Raw genomic sequence first — 20,500 nt, 5'->3', positions numbered from 1 at the left:
CCTGCGCCTTGATCGTCGCTGACCTATCGGTCCTGGCGCAGCCCTACGCATTTGCATGCATTCACGAGGCTTTCATGCTTCCCGGCTTCCCCCGAGCTTCCATTCTCAACCGCAGCGCGTCGGCGCTGTTCTGGCTGTCGCCGTTTGCCCTCACCGGCTGCGATGAGCCAACAGCCAAAGCGCAACAGCACACGCCGCCGCCCGAGGTCGCCTACGTAACGGTTCGGCCGCAGCCGATCCCATACACGCGCGATCTGCCGGGACGCGTTGCGCCGATGCGAATGGCCGAGGTCAGGGCGCGCGTGAGCGGCCTCGTGACCGAGCGGACATTCCAGCAGGGCAGCAAAGTCAAAGAGGGCAGCATCCTCTACAAGATCGATCCGGCTCTCTATGAAGTTGAACTCGCTACGGCCGCAGCAACACTCGCGCGTGCGGAGGCCAATCTTGTTCTGACGCGGCAGCAGGCCGAGCGTGTCGGAGCGTTGCTAAAGAAGCAGGCCGCAAGCCAGGCGCAACACGACATCGCTGCCGCCGCGCATCAGCAGGCAATTGCCGAGGTCGCCGGGGCGAAGGCGGCGCGCGATCGCGCGCAGCTCAATCTAGGCTACACCAACGTACGCGCGCCGATCAGCGGCCGTATTGGCCGTGCGCTGCTGACCGAGGGCACGCTGCTCGAGTCTAATACCAGCGGCGTGCTGGCGACCATCCAGCAGCTCGATCCCATCTACGTCGACATCACGCAGTCGGTCGGCGAGTTGAACAAGCTGCGGCGGGACCTTGCCAGCGGCGAGCTTTCTCATACCGACGACAAGGCTGCCAATGTGCAGCTCATCATGGAGGATGGCAGCACCTATGCGCACGCGGGCCGATTGCTGTTCTCGGACGTCTCGGCGGACCCAAGCACCGGCCAGGTGACGCTGCGCGTGCAGATCCCCAATCCGACGAATGAGCTTCTGCCCGGCATGTACGTGCGTGCGCGCATCACGCAGGCTGTCGATGCGGACGCCATCGCGCTGCCGCAACAGGCGGTTCAGCGGACCAATGACGGCAAGGCGGAGGTGTGGGTCATAAAGGAGGATGACAGAGTCGCGCTGCAGCCCGTCGAGGTGGGGCCGGTGGTCGATTCCACGTGGCTGATCCGCGAAGGCCTCGAGGCCGGAGAGCGCGTCGTCGTCGAGGGCTTCCAGAAGATTTCCGCGGGCATGCGCGTCAAGCCGGTCGACCGGCTTGGTCCAGAGCAGCAAGCGCAGGCCATGCCGAGCGCAGCGCAGGCCGTCATAAAGGAGGCACGCGTACACTGACACAGGGTCGAGGCTGACGCGCTTCCTTCATGGCTAGCTTTTTCATAGACCGGCCCATCTTCGCGTGGGTCATCGCATTGTTCATTTGCTTGGGTGGGCTCCTGGCCCTCCCGAGCTTGCCGGTTGCGCAATACCCGATCATTGCGCCGCCTTCGATCGCGCTGTCGACGCAGTTTCCGGGTGCCTCGGTGGAGGACCTTTATACCGGCACGACGCGCCTGATCGAGGACGAGCTCAACGGCGCCGCCAACATCCTCAGCTTCGAATCGGCGAGCGACTCGTTCGGCGTCATCGAGATCGTCGCCAACTTCCAGCCGGGCACAGATCCCGGATACGCGGGCGTCGAGGTACAGAACCGGCTGAAGCGCGTCGAGGCACGGTTGCCGGCGGAAGTGCGGCAGCAGGGCATCCTCGTCGAGGAAGCATCGGCGGCAACGCTGCAGATCATCACACTCATCTCGACCGACGGCTCAGTGGACGAGGTGGGGCTCGGCGATTTTCTCATCCGCAACGTCATCAACGAGATCCGGCGCATTCCGGGCGTCGGGCGCGCGACGCTCTATTCCACGGAGCGTGCACTGCGCATCTGGATCGACCCCGACAAGCTGCGCGGCCTGTCGCTCAATGCCTCGGATGTAGCCGAAGCGATCCAGAAGCAGAACGCGCAGATTGCCTCCGGTGCGGTCGGTGCGCAGCCGAGTCCGTCCGCGCATCCGGTCAACTTCCCGATCATCGTCAAAGGACAGATGCGGGCGCCTGAAGAGTTCGGCTCGATCCTGCTGCGCGGCAACCCGGACGGCTCGACGGTGCGGCTCAGGGATGTCGCGCGGATCGAGCTTGGCGGCGATGACTATAAATTCTCGACGCGCCTCAACGGCGAGCAGGCGGCGGGCATCTCGGTGACGCTGGCGCCAGACGGGAATGCGTTGGAGACTGCGAAGGCGATCCGCGCCAAGATGGAAGAGCTCTCGCAGTTCTTCCCAGCCAATCTCAAGTGGGACATCCCCTACGATATCACGCCGGCGGTCGAGGCATCGATCGAGAAGGTGATGCACACGCTGATCGAAGCGGTGGTGCTGGTGTTCATCGTGATGTTCCTGTTCCTGCAGAACATCCGCTACACGCTGATCCCCACCATCGTCGTGCCAATCGCGTTGCTGGGCACGTGCATGGTGATGCTGCTGGCCGGCTTCTCGATCAACGTGCTGACCATGTTCGGCATGGTGCTGGCGATTGGCATTTTGGTCGACGATGCCATCGTCGTCGTCGAGAACGTCGAGCGCATCATGAGTCGCGAGGGCTTGTCGCCCAAGGAGGCGACGCGCAAGGCGATGGGGCAGATCACCGGTGCCATCGTCGGCATCACGCTGGTACTCGTTGCCGTGTTCATCCCGATGGCGTTCTTCCCTGGTTCGGTCGGCATCATCTACCAGCAGTTCTCAGTCGCCATGGTGGCGTCGATTGCGTTTTCCGCCTTCCTGGCGCTTTCGCTGACACCGGCGCTGTGCGCGACGCTGCTGAAGCCCGTGGAAAAGGGTCATGTGCATGCGCAGGGCGGCGTGTTCGGGATGTTCAACCGCTTCGTTGCACGCGAGACGGCGCGATACGGACGCGGGGTCTCCGCGTTCATCGCGCGCTCGGGGCGGGTGATGATGGTCTACATCGCGCTGCTGATCGGGCTCGGGTACGCATACATGCGCCTGCCTGAAGGCTTCCTGCCGCTAGAGGATCAGGGCTTCTTCACGGTCGACATCCAGACGCCGCCCGGCTCATCGTTCAACCGCACGCTGGCCGCAGTGAAGAAGGTCGAGCAGCATCTGATGGCGCAGCCGGGCGTCGACACCGTGACGATGATCAACGGCTATTCGTACTCGGGACAGGGGCAGATGACGTCGCAGGCGTTCGTCACCCTGAAGCCGTGGAGCGAGCGGGACGAAGCGAACTCGGTCTCCAATCTCGTCAATGGCACCAACGCGGCGATGGCGAACTACCGCGACGCTATCATTCAGGCGCTGGAGCCGCCGCCGATCGACAATCTGGGTAATGCGTCGGGCTTCAGCCTGAGGCTGCAGGACCGCGCGCAGAAAGGCTATTCGGCGCTGATGGCGGCACAGGAGCAGTTGCTCAAGCTGGCGCGGCAAAGTCCCGTGCTGCAGAACGTCTATGTCGAAGGTCTGCCGCCGGCACCGCAGGCGGAGCTCGTTATCGACCGAGAGAAGGCGATGGCGCACGGTGTCGACTTCGAGGACATCAACAAGACGATCCAAGTCAACCTCGGGTCGGTTTACGCCAACGATTTTCCCAACCGCGGAAAGATGCAGCGGGTGATCGTGCAGGCCGACGACCTGCAGCGCCTCAATGCGGCGGACCTGCTCAACTACTCAATCAAGAACGCGCAGGGCACGATGGTGCCGATGTCGTCATTCGCCGAGTTGAAGTGGAGCGTCGGGCCGGCGCAGATCATCGGATTCAACGGCTATCAGTCGGTGCGCTTCACCGGCGAGCCGGCGCCGGGATACACGTCGGGCCAGGCAATTGCTGAAATGGAACGGCTGATGGAGCAGCTTCCCAAAGGCTTCGGATACACGTGGACCGGTCAGTCCGAGCAGGAAAAGGCGGCCGGCTCGCAGGCAAGCCTGCTGCTGGCGCTTTCCGTTCTGATCGTGTTCCTTTGCCTCGCCGCGCTGTACGAGAGCTGGTCGATCCCGTTCTCGGTGCTGTTGGTGATCCCGCTCGGCGTCGTCGGTGCGCTGGCCGCCGTCTATCTGCGCGACATGCCGAACGATGTGTATTTCAAGATCGCGCTGATCACCATCATCGGGCTATCGGCGAAGAACGCGATCCTGATCGTGGAATTCGCCAAGGAGCTGTGGAAGCCCGGGACCTCGCTCAAGGACGCTACGGTAATGGCGGCGCAGCAGCGCTTCCGCCCGATCGTGATGACGTCGCTGGCGTTCATCTGCGGCGTCATTCCGCTGGCGGTTGCGGTGGGTGCGGCGTCACAGAGCCAGCAGGCGATCGGCACCGGCGTGATGGGCGGCATGATTGCGGCGACAGTGCTGGCGATCTTCTTCGTGCCGGTATTCTTCGTCGTCGTGATGCGCTTCTTCCAGCGCAACCGCTTAACGGCCGAAGACCTGGCGGAGCAACGCCCCGCGCGGGAAAGCGAGGCCCCGGCCGGCGGGGCGGCAGAACCGCGGACCTGACGGCGCCAGTTGCGACTTCCCGGCATCAGGGGGCGACGAATGTGCGCCCGTTTTGATCTGCATCACGGGGCGATGTGACTGAATCGGGCGGATTAAAAGGCATCCGCAACCGCCTGCGAATGCCCGATGTCGCCAGCCCGCGTCGCAATCGCTTCTTCCCTTCTGGCGCTGCTTGCGGGGTGCAGCGGAGCGTACCTGATGCCCGCGCAGACCGCGTCGGCTCGGGCTGCGCTTTCACTGTCTCCCGGAGAACAGGCGCACATACGCGCCGGCATGCGCGCCTTTCTGGAAAGTGTCGAAGGGATCACGCAGGGCATCGCCGAAGGCAGCATGAAACGCGTTGCGGGAAGCGCTCGGCGATCCGGCTGGGCCATGATGGACGACGCGGCGACCGCGATGGCCATGAAGCTGCCTCCGGAATTCGTTGCCGTCAGCATCGATACGCATCAGAAATTCGATGATCTGGCCGCAGCGGCGGAAGCGGGCGCGCCGAAGGCGAAGCTGCTCGGCGACCTCGGGCAGATCCTCACCAACTGCACGGCGTGCCACGCCTCCTATCGCCTGTCACCGCAGTAGTGGGTGCTGCTTTCAGGCCGGCTGAGAAGGGACGATGTTTGGCAGCTCGGCGCCTTTGCCAAGCGCGGCGGCGGCAACGTCGCCGTCGGTGATGTAATGATTGACGCGCTTGCCGACCGGCGCACCGGCCTGCTCCCAGACAACCGGCCCGATCGCTTCGGCGGCCTGCAACTCGCTGATGATGTAATCGCGCTCGGCGTTGGTGTCGGAGTCGGTCGCGTGCGTGATCTGAAAGGTCATCTTTGTGAGACCGAAGCCGGTGTCGCGCGTTCCTGCCCCGGCCCATGGCACGCGGGCACCGGGCTGCGGTGCGTCGGTGTTGAGCCAGAAGCTCGCCGTGTCGATGTCCTGCACGTTCTCCAGCCGCCGGCCCCAGAAGCGCACGTGGTGGCGCTTGCGTGGGCTGTCGCCGATGGGCTTCTGAAAGCCGATGTCCTGCGGGCGGCCAAACAGGTACAGCGTCGAGAATGGTGCTGCGGGATAAGGCTTGTTGAGGACGAACGCCTTCACCATGCGCCAAGAACTGCCGAGCGAAAGCTTGTCGGCTTCGACCCAGCCGATGGCTTTGAACGCTGCGCGCAGCTCGTCGAGCGTGCCATAAAGCGCGATGTTCACTGGATCGGCAGCAAGTCCGTCGGCGGATACCGTGAAGCTCGGCACGCGTCGACGCTGCAGTATCTTCAGCCCCATGCGCACGGCGTAAGGAAGGATGATGTAGGCGCCGACCGCATACGTTAGCGCAAAGGCGACGGCAGCGGGAAAGCGCTTGTCGGCGAAATCGAAGACGACGAAGACGATGAGCCAGACGCTGAGGGCGCCGATGCCGAAGATGGCGAGGCGCTGCAGCATGCGGATGATGAATCTCGTCATTATCCCCTGCCCTAATAGCCGCTCTGGCGGATGAAGCTCTCTGGCGTTCCATCGGCGGGGTCGACGAAGATTACGTCCTTCGGATCGCGGCGCGGCGTATCGATCGAGAGGAACACAAGAGGCTCTTCGAGGATATCGGGCAGCGCGTGAACGATCCCGCGATGGAAGTGCAGCAGCTGACCGGGACCGAACTCGGCCTTGGTAGAGGCATCGCCCATCCAGAAGGTGCCTCGGCCGGAGAACACGTACAGGAACTCATCGCACTGCGCGTGATAGTGCGGCGGGGTCGGCTTGTAGACGCGGAAGACACGGGCGCTGGCGGACGGCCTATCCGTCAGATAGCGGTCGACGAGCATGGTATCGGCGCTGGCCGGCAGCGACGCCGCGATGGCGGCGATGTCGAAGCGGCCCATGGCCGAAGCCTTGTCGTCGTTCATACCCTCGCTCCATGCGGCAAACTGGAACGGCAATGCCGTAAACAGGTTTTAGCCGATCTCCGTTAATGTCCAGCGGCCAACGTCGCGGCGCTTCGGCATCGCATTCAGGGGAACAGTTGCATGGCGGACGTGGATCAAGTCGAACGCAGCGGCGGGCCGTCGATGGCCAACGTATCGCTGGCGGCGCTCATTCTGCTGGGAACGCGCTTCGTGCAAGGCTTCATCTTCTGGGGTGGGGCGAGCCGGCGGCTGTTCTACGATTTCCACGAGACGGCGGGTGTCGACCAAGCGGTGAAGCTCGACTTTTCGGCACCAGGATTTGTCGCTGCGAAGCTGACGCATGCGCTTCCCGGGTCGCTGTGGGTGCAGGCGCCGATCGAATGGACGCTGCGCCATCCCGATCTCATCGTTGCGTCGGTGTGGCTGTGGACGCTTGCCGAGCTTGCCGTCGGCGTCGGCCTGATGCTTGGCATCGCGACGCGGGCCAGCGCGTTCGTTTCGATATGGCTCAATGTGGCACTGATGTTCATCTTCGGGTGGATGGGCTCCACCTGTCTCGATGAATGGACGATGGCGGTGTCGGGCGTAGCCATGAGCTCGGCGCTGTTCCTTGCGGGGGCGGGTGCCTACTCGCTCGACAATCGCTTGTTCACCGGGTCTGGCTTTGCGCAGAAGCGCCCGTGGTCCGCGTGGATCTTCAGCGGTCCGGTGCCCGATGCTGTCGTGCGCAAGCTCGCTGTGTGGCTCGGTGTCGCCTGCATCGCATTCACGGTCATTACCTATCAGATCCTGTTCGGAGCCGTCGTCAGCTCGCTGCATTCGCGCGTGAACTTTCACCGTCACAACATCGCGGTGACGGCGCTCAAGGTGGCGTCGGACGGCAGCGCAATCTTCGATGCCTATGTGAATGCGGGACCAGATACTGGGGCGGCTTACATCGTCTCGGCCAAGCTGCTCGATGGTTCGGGCGATGTTCTCGCCAGCTGGGATGGCAAGACGCTGGCCGAACTGCCGGCGACGGCGATCCGTAACGCGTACCCCTATGAGTGGGCATCGCACTTTGAAACGCAGCTGATCGGCTTCAGCGGCCAGACTGGTGCCAAGGCGACGATCACGTTGCCGCCGCCGCCCGCTCTGAAGCCTTCCGAAAGCGGCGCCCGCGTGCTGTTGCTTGAGTCCATCGACGGAACCGTCTGGCGCGGCGTCGGAGGTGCGGGCTAGGCGATGGGGAATGCGGCGCACCCTATTCGCATCGGCTGTGCGGGCTGGGCGCTTCGCAAAGACGATGCAGATGAGTGCCCGCCACCCGGTTCGCACCTCGAACGTTATGCGCGCACGTTCAATGCCGTCGAGATCAACTCCTCGTTCTACCGGCCACACCGGCGCTCGACCTACGAACGCTGGGCGGAAAGCGTGCCTGAGGGTTTCAAGTTCTCGGTGAAGGTGCCGAGAGACATCACGCACAAGTCGCGTCTGGTCGACATCGGCGCGCGGTTGCAATCGTTTCTCAATGAGGCCTATGGGCTCGGCGACAGACTCGGGCCGCTCCTGGTGCAGCTTCCTCCCAGCCTTGCCTTCGAGAAGGGCACCGCGCAGGCGTTCTTTCGCGACCTTAGAGAGCAGTTTTCCGGTGCCGTCGTGTGCGAAGCGCGGCACGCCACATGGTTCGAGCGCCCGGCCGCGGCGATGCTCAAGAAATTCGCGATCGGGCGGGTTGCTGCCGATCCAGCGAAGGTCGCAGCGGCGGCAGAGCCGGCCGGATATGGCGGGCTTTGCTACTACCGGCTGCACGGTTCGCCGCGTATCTACTATTCCTCGTACGACAGCGCCGCCTTGGCAAAGCTCGCCGCGCGCATGCGCCGCGATGCATCGTCAGGCTTTGAAGCCTGGTGCATCTTCGACAATACGGCAGCCGGCGCCGCGCTCGCCAACGCACGCGAGCTTCACTCGCTGCTCGGCGCCTAAGTCAGCCTTCGCGGTTCGGCGTGCCGAGGATGTGCGACTTCGGCGGCAGCATGACGCTGTCGAAATCCTGCGTAAACATAGCGGCGGCAAAGAACGCCACCGCGCGCAGCGGCTCCTTACCGGTATTGACGAGGTCATGGCGCACGTTGGTCGGCAGGACGAACACGCTGCCGGGGCCGACAGGGTACTTGCCCTCCTCCATCTGCAGTTCGCCTGTGCCGTCGATGATGTACTGCGTCTCCTCGGTGGCGTCGGTGTGCCAACCGAGATGGCCGCCCGGCGCGATCTCATAGACAATCGTCGACGATTGAACCGCATGATTACCCCCGCAGGTGGCAAACGATGCGTGCCAATCGACGGCCGGGTCGTCGATGCTGGTCACGCGGATGCGGTCGAGACTGTTTGAATCGACGACGGGACTGGGAAGGTTGTGCCGCGACTTGGCAGAATGTTTGCTCGAAGCGGACTTTGCGGTTGAGTCTGGGGTGGGGATCATTTTCGCCTCCATGCGCGTCAGGGATGCAGCGTATGAGGGTGGCGACGCGCTTCAACGTTGCCGCTAATATGTGGTTGGGTTGCTGTTGCGTGACGCTCGTGCATTCGCGTCGAAATGCGCCGATCCCGAGCACTCAGCCAACCAACGACAAAGCCAACCAAGGACCTGGGCGAGGCGGACAATGGCAAGGCGCGGGAAGATCCGGGCGGGCATGGGGGGCTGGACGTTCGAGCCGTGGCGCGGGACGTTCTATCCGGACAAGCTGCCTCACGCGAAAGAGCTCACCTATGCGGCGGAGCATGTGCCGACAATCGAGGTGAACGGAACGTTTTACCGAACGCAGACTCCCGCCACTTTCGCAAAGTGGGCGAGTGAAGCGCCCGACGGTTTCGTGTTTGCGCTGAAGGGGCCGCGCTATGCCGTCAACCGACGCGTACTGGCCGAGGCAGGCGACAGCATCAAGCGCTTCATCGATTCAGGCCCGCTGGAGCTTGGCGATAAGCTCGGGCCGATGCTGTGGCAGTTTGCGCCGACGAAGAAGTTCGATGCCGCCGATTTTGGCGCGTTCTTGGAACTGCTACCGCACAAGGTGGGGAGCGCCAGGCTGCGTCATGTGGTCGAGGTTCGGCACGACAGCTTCTGCACGGCGGAGTTCGTTGCCATGGCGCGCGCGCACAAAGTTCCGATCGTCTATGCCGAACATGCGACCTACCCCGCCATCGCCGATGTGACGGGCGATTTCATCTACGCTCGACTGCAGAAGGGTAAGGATGAGGTGCAGACCGGCTATCCGGCGAGGGCGCTGGATGCCTGGGCGAAGCGCTTCCTCACCTGGTCGGAGGGCGGCGCTCCGGCGGATTTGCCGCTAATCGACGCCGAGTCGAAGCCGGCAAAGAAGCCGCGAGACGCATTCGTCTATTTCATCCATGAGGGCAAGGTACGCGCGCCGCACGCGGCGATGGCGCTGATGGAGCGCGTTGACGGTTAAGAGAACCTACACGCCCTGCGGCAGTTAATTCTACGTCCGCCGTTGTAGTGGAGGCTCTCATGGCTACGGCCCAGCGCAAATCGAAGCCCGCCTCGTCAAACAAGTCGTCCGACAAGTGGTCTCAGCACGTGACCGAGACCAGCAATGCGATGACGCTGCAAAAGAACGTCTTCACGTTCGATGATCCGAAGAAGATTGCGCTTTCGCTGAAGCGCTCCGCGGAGCGCAGCAACCGGCGCAAGTCGGATCCATACCGCTCCGCGATGTCGATGCTGACGTTCTACATAAACCGCGCAGGCAGTAGCCTGCCAGAGGAGCGCCGGCGCGTTCTTGATAAGGCCAAGGACGAGTTGCGCGAAGCGTTCGGCAAAACGGACTGAGTGCTGAACGCGCGCAACGTGGTGCGACTGCGTGGCGACGTTAGGCGAGCGTTGCGCAAATGACTCTTTTTCGACGCACGCGACTCTGATCTAAGAGTCGTACCGGTCCAGCCGGTCAGACGGCCACAAGCGCCGCAAACGGTGTCAGACCTTGACGGTCTGGCACCATTCTTTTTTCCCTCACGCGCGAACGATCAGAGCTTTTCGAGGAACGGTACGGGGTCGACAGGTTTCGATCCCTGGCGAAGCTCGAAGTGCACTTGCGGCTGATCGACAGAGCCAGTGCGGCCGGCGGTGGCGATCACCTGCCCGCGCTGCACCTTGTCGCCGCGCTTCACCATGAGCTGGTCGTTGTGCGCATAGGCGGTGACCCAACCGTTGTCGTGACGCAGCAGGATCAAGTTGCCGTAGCCCTTCAGCTCGGAGCCAGCGTAGGCTACGGTGCCGCCCTCGGCTGCGTGCACGGACGTGCCCATCGGAACCGACATGTTGATGCCGTCGTTGTGGGTGCCGTCGGAGCGCTGACCGAAGCCGCTGATGATGCGTCCGCTGACCGGCCAGCGCAGCTTGTCGTTCGAGGCAACCGACTGACGCGGCGGGGCAACGTTGGTGTTCACGTTGCGCGTTGCAACCTGCGTGTAATTGGTGCTCGGCTGCGAGCCGTTGAGTATCGTCGGCTGCTGGGCAGTGGACGGTCCCGCGTTCTGGTAGGTGGGCTGCGACTGGGATGCGGGCGGCGGGGTTACCGCGACGTGCTGCACCGGTTGCTGGGCAGTGTCGTAACCGCCGCTGGAACCACCTCCGGAGCCGGGCACGCGCAGAACCGTTCCGGCTTTCACGCTGCGCACGTCAGTGATGCCGTTGGCCTGCTGCAGCTCAGCAGCCGAAACGCCGAGCGAGCGGGAGATGCCGTAGATCGAGTCACCCGGGCGCACCGTGTAAGTGCCGCCACCATAGTTGCCGCCGTGGCTGGAGGGCGGCGATGGGGGCGGCGGAGGCTGAATGCTGGCCGTCTGCGTCACAGGCGCTGGCGAGTGACGCGCCGATACGCCCTGCGGCAGATAAAGCTTCTGACCCAGCTTGATATTCGGGCTCGCCATGTTGTTGAGCTGCATGAGCTCGGCGACCGACACGTTGTGGCGGCGCGAGATGCCATACAGCGTGTCGCCGGACTGCACCTCGATGGTGTCGCCGGGATTGGCGAGCGAGGGAGTCGGTTGCGGATCATAGCGATTGGTCGATGCGGTCGACGACGGCGCCACGGTGCCGTAACGGCCGTTCGCCGTGTACGAGTTGTATTTGGAAGAACCACCTGACGAGCCGTAGCTCGACTGGGTGCCATAGCTCGTCTGATCAGAGCGCGAGTTGGACGCGTAATTCGTGCCCGTGCGGCCACCCGAGTACGCCGACGGCGATGCATCGGGCAGGTCCTGCGAGGCAACAGAACTTTCGCGGTTGCTGCGCGGCGAACTGTAGGGTGCGCCCCCGCCGCCGTAGCTGTCGTTGCCGAGGTTGCTGCGCCCGTAGCCGGAAGCGGTCTGCTGCGCCGGCTTATCGTCGTTCAGGCTGAAGCTGGGGAAATCAAAGCCGGAGACCGAGGCGGTGCATCCGCCACTCATGGCCGCCACGATAATTGTGGCGGCGCGCGCCGCTGGCTGGAGAAGCGAGGTTTCGCGAAGGAAACGCTTAAAACGCATCATGATACGCACCTTTACTGCCAACCTCCCATTAATCCTTAAGGAGTTAATGGACCCTTAACGGTGGCAGCAGGGTTGCAAAAAATCAGTGCAATCTCGTCGTAAGGGGCGCAACGGTCGCTCTGCTGGTTCGTTAAAGCTAAGCAGGCTTTGTGCTTAGTTAACGACGCTGCGGCGACGACTTCGCGGCATGGCGAAGGCAATCGCAGGAGGCGCGGCGGCCCTCAGGCGATGTTTGGTGTCAGGGACTACAGGTCGCCGCCGGCGGCGCGCTTACGCGGGAAGCCGGGATCGAAAAGCCGCTCGAGGTCCTTGCGCGTCCCCTCGCTGGTGAGGTCGAGGCAGAGAGGCGTCACCGAGATGCGGCGTGCTTCGATGGCAGCGAGGTCAGTGCCCTCAACCATCGTCGATGGCGGGCGCTCGAAGTTGAACCAAAAATACGGCATGCCCCAAGGATCGCTTCGCTGATCGATGCGCAAAGAAGCCTGATCGCGGCGGCCTTGCCGCGTCATCTCAATGCCCGCGACGGCGTCGGGCGGACAGGCGGGGAAGTTGACGTTGAGGACGATGTTCTTCGGCCATTCGCTCTCGAGCAGGCGCGCAATGAGGCCGGGGCCGTGCGTCAGCGGCGTTTCCCAGTGGATCTTGCCCTCTTCCAGCGAGCCGCCGACCTGACTCAGCGCGATGGCTCTAACGCCGAGCATGGTGCCTTCGATGGCAGCAGCGATGGTGCCCGAGTAGGTGACGTCCTCGGCGAGGTTGGAGCCGTGGTTGATGCCCGACAGCACGAGATCGGGCGGATGATCGATGAGGAAATGGCGCACGGCCATGATTACGCAATCGGTCGGCGTGCCGCGCAACACGAAGGTGCGCGCGTCGGTGTGGCGAACGCGCAGCGGCTCGTGCAGCGTCATCGAGTGCGATGCACCGGACTGGTTCTTTTCCGGCGCGACGACCCATACGTCGGAGGAGATTTCCTCGGCGATGCGGCGCAGGTTCTCGATGCCCTCCGAGCCGATGCCGTCATCGTTGGTGACGAGGATGCGCATGGGCTGAAGCTCCCTACAATGCAACCATAACCTCTCCCCGCCGGGGAGAGGCTAAGACGTGTGAGCATCGAGCGAGCTGCATCATTTCAAGCAGCTTTCTCGATGACGGCGAGGCCGCCCATGTAGGGGCGCAGCGCCTCGGGGATGACGACGGAGCCGTCGGCCTGCTGGTAGTTCTCAAGCACGGCGATGAGCGTGCGCCCGACCGCGAGGCCGGAGCCGTTCAGCGTGTGCACAAAGCGCGTCTCCTTGGCGCCCTTCGGCTTGTAGCGCGCATTCATGCGGCGGGCCTGGAAGTCGCCGCACACCGAGCACGAGGAGATTTCGCGATAGGTGTTCTCGCCTGGCAGCCACACCTCGATGTCGTAGGTCTTGCGCGAGGCAAAGCCCATGTCGCCGGTGCACAGCATGATCGTGCGGAACGGCAGACCGAGGCGCTTCAGCACCTCCTCGGCGCAGCCGGTCATGCGCTCGTGCTCGGCGAGGCTCTCCTCGGGCGTCGTGATGGAGACGAGTTCGACCTTGGTGAACTGATGCTGGCGGATCATGCCGCGCGTATCGCGGCCGGCGGAGCCTGCCTCCGAGCGGAAGCACGGCGTCTGCGCGGTGAGGCGCATCGGCAGCGCGCCTTCTTCAAGAATTTCGTCGCGCACGAAGTTGGTGAGCGAAACTTCGGCAGTGGGGATGAGATATCGCGTCTCAAAATTATCACTCTGGATTAGATCGTTCGCAAGTTCGCGGTAATCACTGCTCTTGAACTCGAAACGGCTCAAATAATCGCGCACGTGCTCCGACCACGGTGACCCGTGGAATTTATTGAGGCTCGCCCAAGTGACGAAATTTCGTTCGCCGCGCCGGCTATATTCGTCATCGAATAGATCTCTCCAGCGGCTCAAGACCGGTCGATCAATGTCGTCGATGCGACGCCACAGATTGAACGCCATCAAGAACATTGGCACTGGGTCAATGCGTTCCTTAAGCAACTTCGTCGAGAATAAATCCTCTGCAAACTTGGGAAGGTTACCAGTGCCGTAAGCAGCCTCCTCCTTCACCAGCAGCGGGACGATGTTTTCGGTGTAGCCGAACTCGCTGGTGTGCAGGTCGAGCATGAAGGCGCCAATGGCGCGCTCGAGACGCGCAAGCGCGCCCTTCAGCACGACGAAACGCGCGCCGGAAATCTTCGCCGCGGTGGCGAAGTCCATGAGGCCCAGGCCCTCGCCGATTTCGAAGTGCTGCTTGGGCGCGAAGTCGAACTTGGTCGGCGCGCCGACCTTGCGCACCTCGACGTTGTCGTGCTCGTCCTTGCCGAGCGGAACCTCGTCAAGCGGCAGGTTGGGAATGCCAGACAAGGCATCGCGCAGCTTGGCGTCGAGCACGCGCTCCTCGTCCTCGCCCTTCGCCAACTCGTCCTTCAGCGTGGCGACCTCGGCCATCAGCTCAGCGGCCTTCGCTTCGTCCTTGGCGGCCTTGGCCTTGCCGATCTCCTTCGAGGCGGCGTTGCGGCGGGACTGGGCTTCCTGCAGCTTGGTGACGTGGGCACGGCGTGCCTCATCGAGCGCGATCAGCTCGGACGAGAGAGGCGCAAGGCCGCGCTTCTGCAAACCGGCGTCGAACGCCTCGGGGTTCTCTCTGATCCACTTGATATCGAACACGTCAGCCTCTGTCCGCTAAGATGCGCAGTCGGGGGACGGTATAGTGGTCCGGCGATAGATGGTCCAGACGCGATCAATCGGCGGAGGATGCGGCTTTCTTGGCGGCTTCCTGGCGCGCCACGCGGTCCACCATCCAGATCGACAGCTCATAAAGCCCCGCAGTCGGCAGCATCATCGCAAGCATACTGAACGGATCGGGCGGCGAGAGAACCGCAGCAACCGCGGTGATGCCGAGCAGCGCATAGCGCCGTCCCTTCCTGAGGGTATCGGCCGTCAGCAGTCCGGCGCGGGCGAGCAAAGTCAGCACAACGGGAAGCTGGAAGCAGATGCCGAAGCCGATGATCAACGTCATGATCAGGGCGAGATATTCCGACACGCGCGCTTGCAGATGGATTTCTACCGGTCCGCCCGACTGCTGCATCGAGAGGAAGAAGCGCATCGCCATCGGCATGACGAGGAAATAGACGAGCAGCGCGCCGAGCAGGAACAGGACGGGCGTGGCGATGAGATATGGCAGGAAGGCGCGGCGCTCGTTCTTGTAGAGGCCGGGCGCGACGAACTTGTAGATCTGGCTGGCAACGATAGGGAACGAGATGCAGGCGGCACCGAACAGCGCCAACTTCATCTGCGTGAACAGGAACTCCTGTGGCGCCGTGTAGATCATCTCGATCGGATCGGTGCCGCCGTGCGCCCACTGATAAGGCAGCACGAGAATGTTGTAGATCTGCTTGGCGAACATGAAGCAGACCGCGAACGCGATACCCAGCGCGATGATCGAATAGATCAGCCGCTGGCGCAGCTCGACGAGATGGTCGAGCAGCGGAGCCTTGGAAGCGTCGATGTCATCCTGGCCCGGCCGTGGCGCTGCTTCGGTCATGCCGCTCCCCTGCCCGGCTCCGGCTTTGTCTCAGCATCCTGGCTTGCTGGCGCTGGCTCGGCGAGCGCAGGTTTGGGTGTCGATTCTTGTCCTGGCTGCAATTCCTCGCCAGCGGGTGCCGCCAGTGCGGTTCCGAATTTTGGCTCTTCCTTGGCGGGCTCGGGTTTTGTGCCTGCGGCCTCAATCTGCTTCTCGAAATTGCGAGCGCTGGCCTCCACCGTGCCATGCACCTCGCGCGCGGCGGCCTCGAATTCCTTCTTGAGCTGATCGAGTTCGGCCTCGCGCATCGCCTCGTCGAACTGACCGCGGAACTCGGCCGCCTGTCGCCGGATCATGCCGAGATACTTGCCAACGGTGCGCAGAAGGATCGGCAGATCCTTCGGCCCGACGACGATCAACGCCACGATGGCGAGGATCAACAGCTTGCTGGAAGTGATGTCGAACATGCGTCGTCCCGGTTGCCGACGCGCTCAATACCGTGCGCACCAAGAGGGTGGCGCGCGCCGCGATCGCCGCTTCAGCCCGTCGTCTTGCTTCTATCGCGCTCGGCGGTCTCAACCGGGCGCTGCTCGATAATCTTCGGATCGGCACCACGCGCCGGAGGATTCTCCCCCTCCTCGTCGTCGGAAAGCCCCTTCTTGAAGCTTTTGATCCCTTTGGCCATGTCACCCATGATGGATGAAATACGCCCGCTGCCGCCGAAGACGAGAAGCGCGACAAGCGCAAGGATGAGCAAATGCCAGGTGCTCAGGCCCATCGTCATACGCTCCTTATGAGTTGCTACAGCCGCTACAGTTGATGTTACGGCAGCAATCGTTGCCGCCGGGACAACACTTGCGTCAAACGATATTGCAGAAAGCATATGGCCCTGCAAGGGCACCCCGCCTAGAGCGTAAAGCCAAGTTATTACCGTGGCTTCATTTTCGCGGGTCTATGCGGGAAATACGAGGACGCGTGCGGGATTTATCGTGGCGCGGACCTCGGCTCCGCTTTTCCAGCCCTCGCTTTCGCCTGCCCGCACCTTGATGGGCCTTTCGAAGCCTTCGAGGGCCACTTCCAGGCGCGAGACGTCGCCGAGGAACTTAACGTCGAGCACGCGGCCAGGGATTCCCTCTCCGCCCTTGGAAAGGGCTACTCCTCGCTCGCGGATACAAACTGTCGCGCTCTCGCCGGGGTTGAGGCCGGGGGCAGGCAGCACGCCGATGGGCGTTTCTACTCCGCTCGCGCCGACCTTGTAGGCAAGCTCGTTGATCTCGGAGAACAGCCGAGCGACGAAAAGATCGGATGGCTGGTGATAGAGCGTCTCGGCGGTGCCGGCCTGGATCAGACGGCCGGCGCGCATGACCGCGATGCGGTCGCCGATGCGCATGGCCTCTTCGGGATGGTGCGTGACGATGACCGATGTAGCGCGTGCCTCGCGCAGAAGAGAGAGCGTCTCCTCCTGCATGGCATCACGCAATTGCACGTCGAGACCGGAAAACGGCTCGTCCATGAGCATGACCGCGGGGCGCGGAACGATTGCGCGCGCGAGCGCGACGCGCTGCTGCTGACCGCCGGATAGAATGTGCGGATATTCATCTGCGAGGTGGGCAAGTCCGACGCGCTTCAATGCAGCCAGCGCTTCCCGGTGCGCGGCGGCCTTGGTCAGAGCCTTCAAACCAAATGCGACATTGGCGACGATGGTCAGATGCGGAAAGAGCGCGAAGTCCTGAAACATCAGGCCAACACTGCGCTCCTCCGGGGCGACGAAGCGCGATGGTCCGGCGACCTCCTGTCCGTTGATCAGGACTCGCCCGCCGGTCGGCTTTTCGATGCCAGCTGCGATGCGCAGGAGTGTCGACTTCCCGCACCCGGACGGGCCGAGCAGGCAGACGATCTCCGCTGGCTTTACGTCAAGGTCGAAGCCGGCAAGCGCCTGGGTCGTGTCGAATTCACGTGCGAGATTCTCGAAGGTCAGCTGGGCCGCGATGGTCGCGGCGGCGCGGCCCCGGTCCGCCCCGGATAACGGGCCGTTTGCCGCTGGGTGGGCCGTCTTCTCAACGAGAGATGACACGAGGGATACCTTCTTTACGCACTTTGAGAGGCTGGATCAGGACTTATCGGCGTCCTCGTCGCCGGGCAAGGTCTCCGCGGCCGCAGCTTCCGCTTCGGCGGCCTCGGCTGCTTCCGCCTCGCGTTCCTCAGCTTCGTCTGCTTCCTCGGCCTCGCGCTGTTCTTCTTCCTCGATTTCATCAAGCGGCACCTCGTCGGGCATCAGCGCGGCGACGTCGGTGGGCTCGGGCACGGTGAAGTCAGGCGGCAGGTTGCCATCGAGCAAGCCGGACGCGCGCAGCTCAGCGAGGCCCGGAAGGTCCTTGATGCTCTCGAGCCCGAAATGGACGAGGAAGGCATCGGTGGTGCCGTACGTGACGGGTCGGCCCGGGGCGCGACGGCGTCCGCGCAGGCGCACCCAACCCGTTTCCAGCAGGATGTCGAGCGTACCCGCTGATGTCGTGACGCCGCGGATGTCCTCGATCTCGGCGCGCGTCACGGGCTGGTGATAGGCAATAATCGACAGAGTTTCGAGCGCAGCCTTCGACAGGCGCTTTTCCTGCGTCGCGTAGCGGTCGAGCAAGTAGGCAAGGTCCACAGCGGTGCGGAACGCCCACTTGCCCGCGACCTTGACCAGATTGACGCCGCGGCCAGCGTAGAAGGCGCGAAGCTCCTCGATGAGGGCGGCGATGTTCTCGCCTTCTGCGAAGTTGGCTGCCAGCTTGGCTTCGTCCAAGGGCTCGGATGCCGCGAAAAGCAAGGCTTCGAGGATGCGAAGCTTCTCGCGGTGATCGGCGAAGGGAAGTGCGGAGACGTTGCGCGGCAGGGCACCGGGCGCGTGCGCGTCGTCGGACGAGCTGTCGCTATCCTCCTGGCTATTGGGCACCAGGCTCAAGCGTGGCGGTTCCATGCGCTTCTCTTTCGTCATCGGATGTCCGGAACGCACACGGGGTTCATTTTGGTCAGGCTATCCGCTGCCACTCTGCCTCGGCGTTGCCGCTGCCGTCCTTGCGCGAACGCATATAAATCGGCTCGAATGGGCCATCCTGGCGCAGCTCCAGCTGGCCCTCGCGCGCCAGCTCCAGCGTTGCGCCGAACGAGCTTGCAACGACCGTCCTGCCGTTCTCGTGCTCCTTGGCCATCTGCAGCATGCAGCGCTCGAAGGCGAGCCAATCGCCAGACGATGGCGCATTGCCGAGCATCCGCTCGAGGCGCACACGTGCATCCTTGATCGACCAGACAGCGCGCACTTTGACCACGTGGCCCACCTTGATCGTGCGGCGTCGCTGATCGGCGTAAGCGTGCAGCAGGTCGTAGATCTTGGCAGTGAATTCGGTCTCGCGGATGGTGCGCGTGCCCTCGGGCATGCCGCGCGGGAAGACATCGCGGCCGAGGCGCATGCGCGTCATCAACTGGGCGCCGGCTTCGCGCATGGCATCGAGGCGCAGCAGGCGGAACGATAGGCGTCGGGCCAGTTCCTCAGCGCTGGTTTCCTCGCCCTGCGGGATCTCGCGTGGAAGCAGCAGTCGCGATTTCAGGAAGGTCAGCCAAGCGGCCATGACGAGATAGTCAGCGGCGAGCTCAAGGCGCACTTTCTGGGCTTCGGCGATAAACGATAGATATTGGTTGGCGAGCGCCAGGACGGAGATTTTAGCGAGGTCGACTTTCTGCGTGCGGGCGAGCGCCAGCAGGAGGTCTAGCGGGCCTTCATACCCACCGACGTCGACGATGAGAGCGTCCTCGTCGTCGACGCGAGCATCGACTGACGGCTCGTCCCAGGTCGAGGCGGCCTCGCTCTCTTCGTTTTGCGGCTCGGTGCTCATCGCTTCCGGTGGCCCTCAATCAGCCGCGCGCGGGGCGGCCACGTAAGATCCCCTACAATATAGGGTTGAGCTTACACTGATTCAGCTGCACCAGCCGCAAACGCAAGGACCTTGGCCAGTTGCGCCTCGGCCGCAGCGGAATCAAACGGCTGCGTGGCTTTGGTAATGTTAAGGGCTGTATCAAAGCGCTCCTTGGCGCGCCCTTCGAGGCGGCCCGAACCTGCGGCGGCGTCGACCATTTCGGCCATGTCGCCGTTGCAATGGAGCGCGAGATCGGAGCCGGCGGCGATAACCGCCTCGGCGCGCTGGCGCATCGGACCGGAAAGCGCCTTCATGCTGAGGTCGTCGCTCATCAGGAGGCCGTCGAAGCCGATCAGGCCGCGGATGACGTCACGGATGATGATGGGCGAGGTGCTGGCAGGCTCGTCCGGATCGATGGCGCGGAACACTACATGCGCGGACATCGCCGCGGGCAAATGGCTCAGGGCCTTGAAGGGGGCGAAGTCCGAGGCGATCAGCTCCTCGCGGGGCTCGGTGACGACCGGCAGCGCCAGGTGGCTATCAGCGGTGGCGCGGCCGTGACCAGGAATGTGCTTGATCACCGGCACGACGCCACCGGCCATGAAGCCATCGGCAACGGCTTTGGCGAGCGCCACGACCTGATCGACGGTACGTCCATATGCGCGGTCGCCGATGATGTCGTGCGAGCCGGGGACGGGCAGGTCGAGCACGGGCGCGCAATCGGTATTGATGCCGAGGTCGACGAGATCAGCGGCAAGCAGGCGGGTTGCCTCGAAGGCGGCGGCGAGGGCTACTTCGCGATCGCCCGCGTAAAGCGCTCCGTAGGCAGCTGCCGGCGGCAACGCGCGGCCAAGCGGCGGGCGAAGGCGCTGCACGCGTCCGCCCTCCTGATCGATGAGAACCAGAACGTCGTCCGCGCCGATGGCGGCACGCACGTCCGAGATCAGCGCGCGTATCTGTGCGTGATCCTTCAAATTTCGGGCAAAGAGGATAAACCCCGCCGGGCGGGCATCCTTGAGGAACCGGACTTCGTCGGGCGACAGCTCGGTGCCGGCGGCTCCGACGATAAGGGCGGTGCGCATCACCTATCCAATGGCTGCTTCAGATGCGCGGGACCTAGCATCGCGTGGC

The 20,500-nt window shown here is 63.5% G+C and carries 20 protein-coding genes; 7 read left to right on the top strand and 13 right to left on the bottom strand.

All coding sequences use genetic code 11. The features are described 5' to 3' along the window. Window positions 1–74: 74 nt before the first annotated feature. The 3 genes from ACP15D_RS18635 to ACP15D_RS18625 all read left to right on the top strand — a co-directional run bounded on the left by ACP15D_RS18635 (window position 75) and on the right by ACP15D_RS18625 (window position 5,083). Window positions 75–1,301, top strand: coding sequence for an efflux RND transporter periplasmic adaptor subunit (locus ACP15D_RS18635; RefSeq protein ID WP_424958910.1), 1,227 nt, complete (start codon window positions 75–77; stop codon window positions 1,299–1,301). Window positions 1,302–1,330: 29 nt separating this feature from the next. Next, window positions 1,331–4,507 (top strand): multidrug efflux RND transporter permease subunit, encoded by a 3,177-nt coding sequence (locus tag ACP15D_RS18630; protein ID WP_424958909.1) that lies wholly within the window; start codon window positions 1,331–1,333, stop codon window positions 4,505–4,507. 198 nt (window positions 4,508–4,705) lie between these two features. After that, window positions 4,706–5,083 carry a hypothetical protein gene (locus tag ACP15D_RS18625; protein ID WP_424958908.1) on the top strand — a complete coding sequence of 126 codons (378 nt, stop codon included), beginning with the start codon at window positions 4,706–4,708 and terminating at the stop codon, window positions 5,081–5,083. 12 nt (window positions 5,084–5,095) lie between these two features. On the opposite strand, the gene ACP15D_RS18620 is transcribed toward ACP15D_RS18625, so the two are convergent. Then, window positions 5,096–5,953, bottom strand: a complete 858-nt coding sequence (locus tag ACP15D_RS18620) for an LssY C-terminal domain-containing protein (protein ID WP_424958907.1) — start codon at window positions 5,951–5,953, stop codon at window positions 5,096–5,098. A gap of 11 nt (window positions 5,954–5,964) precedes the next feature. After that, window positions 5,965–6,390, bottom strand: a complete 426-nt coding sequence (locus ACP15D_RS18615; protein ID WP_424958906.1) for a cupin domain-containing protein — start codon at window positions 6,388–6,390, stop codon at window positions 5,965–5,967. Window positions 6,391–6,510: 120 nt separating this feature from the next. Between ACP15D_RS18615 and ACP15D_RS18610 the strand changes: the two genes are divergently transcribed. Continuing rightward, window positions 6,511–7,611 (top strand): TQO small subunit DoxD, encoded by a 1,101-nt coding sequence (locus ACP15D_RS18610; RefSeq protein ID WP_424958905.1) that lies wholly within the window; start codon window positions 6,511–6,513, stop codon window positions 7,609–7,611. Between the two features lie 3 nt (window positions 7,612–7,614). Then, window positions 7,615–8,355 (top strand): DUF72 domain-containing protein, encoded by a 741-nt coding sequence (locus ACP15D_RS18605; RefSeq protein ID WP_424958904.1) that lies wholly within the window; start codon window positions 7,615–7,617, stop codon window positions 8,353–8,355. Between the two features lies 1 nt (window position 8,356). Here the strand turns inward: ACP15D_RS18605 and ACP15D_RS18600 are convergent, their stop codons facing one another. After that, window positions 8,357–8,851 (bottom strand): cupin domain-containing protein, encoded by a 495-nt coding sequence (locus tag ACP15D_RS18600; RefSeq protein ID WP_424958903.1) that lies wholly within the window; start codon window positions 8,849–8,851, stop codon window positions 8,357–8,359. A 181-nt stretch (window positions 8,852–9,032) separates the two neighbouring features. On the opposite strand from ACP15D_RS18600, the gene ACP15D_RS18595 reads away from it, so the two are divergent. Together ACP15D_RS18595 and ACP15D_RS18590 are read left to right on the top strand one after the other, a co-directional pair. Continuing rightward, window positions 9,033–9,839, top strand: a complete 807-nt coding sequence (locus tag ACP15D_RS18595; RefSeq protein WP_424958902.1) for a DUF72 domain-containing protein — start codon at window positions 9,033–9,035, stop codon at window positions 9,837–9,839. 59 nt (window positions 9,840–9,898) lie between these two features. Further along, window positions 9,899–10,219 carry a DUF3175 domain-containing protein gene (locus tag ACP15D_RS18590; protein WP_424958901.1) on the top strand — a complete coding sequence of 107 codons (321 nt, stop codon included), beginning with the start codon at window positions 9,899–9,901 and terminating at the stop codon, window positions 10,217–10,219. A 194-nt stretch (window positions 10,220–10,413) separates the two neighbouring features. On the opposite strand, the gene ACP15D_RS18585 is transcribed toward ACP15D_RS18590, so the two are convergent. The 10 genes from ACP15D_RS18585 to nagZ form a co-directional block, all read right to left on the bottom strand. Beyond that, a complete protein-coding gene (locus ACP15D_RS18585) occupies window positions 10,414–11,919 on the bottom strand; it encodes a LysM peptidoglycan-binding domain-containing protein (protein WP_424958900.1) in 1,506 nt (501 codons plus the stop codon). Between the two features lie 245 nt (window positions 11,920–12,164). Beyond that, a complete protein-coding gene (gene surE / locus ACP15D_RS18580; RefSeq protein WP_424958899.1) occupies window positions 12,165–12,965 on the bottom strand; it encodes a 5'/3'-nucleotidase SurE in 801 nt (266 codons plus the stop codon). Between the two features lie 86 nt (window positions 12,966–13,051). After that, window positions 13,052–14,617: a serine--tRNA ligase gene (gene serS / locus ACP15D_RS18575; protein ID WP_424958898.1), complete on the bottom strand. Its 1,566-nt coding sequence runs from the start codon at window positions 14,615–14,617 to the stop codon at window positions 13,052–13,054. A 73-nt stretch (window positions 14,618–14,690) separates the two neighbouring features. Further along, complete coding sequence (gene tatC, locus ACP15D_RS18570) at window positions 14,691–15,494, bottom strand: twin-arginine translocase subunit TatC (RefSeq protein ID WP_424958897.1); 804 nt, start codon at window positions 15,492–15,494, stop codon at window positions 14,691–14,693. After that, window positions 15,491–15,940: a Sec-independent protein translocase protein TatB gene (gene tatB, locus ACP15D_RS18565; protein ID WP_424958896.1), complete on the bottom strand. Its 450-nt coding sequence runs from the start codon at window positions 15,938–15,940 to the stop codon at window positions 15,491–15,493. The genes tatC and tatB overlap by 4 nt, the downstream gene beginning before the upstream one ends. 71 nt (window positions 15,941–16,011) lie before the next feature. Next, entirely contained in the window at window positions 16,012–16,251 is a 240-nt protein-coding gene (gene tatA / locus ACP15D_RS18560) for a twin-arginine translocase TatA/TatE family subunit (RefSeq protein WP_424958895.1), read from the bottom strand. Window positions 16,252–16,425: 174 nt separating this feature from the next. Then, the gene (locus tag ACP15D_RS18555) at window positions 16,426–17,547 is read right to left on the bottom strand and encodes an ABC transporter ATP-binding protein (RefSeq protein ID WP_424958894.1); all 1,122 of its coding nucleotides are present in this window, start codon (window positions 17,545–17,547) and stop codon (window positions 16,426–16,428) included. Between the two features lie 36 nt (window positions 17,548–17,583). Next, entirely contained in the window at window positions 17,584–18,435 is an 852-nt protein-coding gene (gene scpB, locus ACP15D_RS18550) for an SMC-Scp complex subunit ScpB (protein WP_424958893.1), read from the bottom strand. Window positions 18,436–18,487: 52 nt separating this feature from the next. After that, entirely contained in the window at window positions 18,488–19,348 is an 861-nt protein-coding gene (locus ACP15D_RS18545) for a segregation and condensation protein A (RefSeq protein WP_424958892.1), read from the bottom strand. 71 nt (window positions 19,349–19,419) lie between these two features. Continuing rightward, entirely contained in the window at window positions 19,420–20,451 is a 1,032-nt protein-coding gene (gene nagZ, locus ACP15D_RS18540; RefSeq protein ID WP_424958891.1) for a beta-N-acetylhexosaminidase, read from the bottom strand. Between the last annotated feature and the right edge of the window lie 49 nt (window positions 20,452–20,500).

Origin of the sequence: Hyphomicrobium sp. 1Nfss2.1 (assembly GCF_965243865.1) — a bacterium.
Classification (GTDB): Bacteria; Pseudomonadota; Alphaproteobacteria; order Rhizobiales; family Hyphomicrobiaceae; genus Hyphomicrobium_A.
Note: the sequence above shows the minus strand (reverse complement) of the source record. Positions and strands in the feature narration are given on the sequence as shown.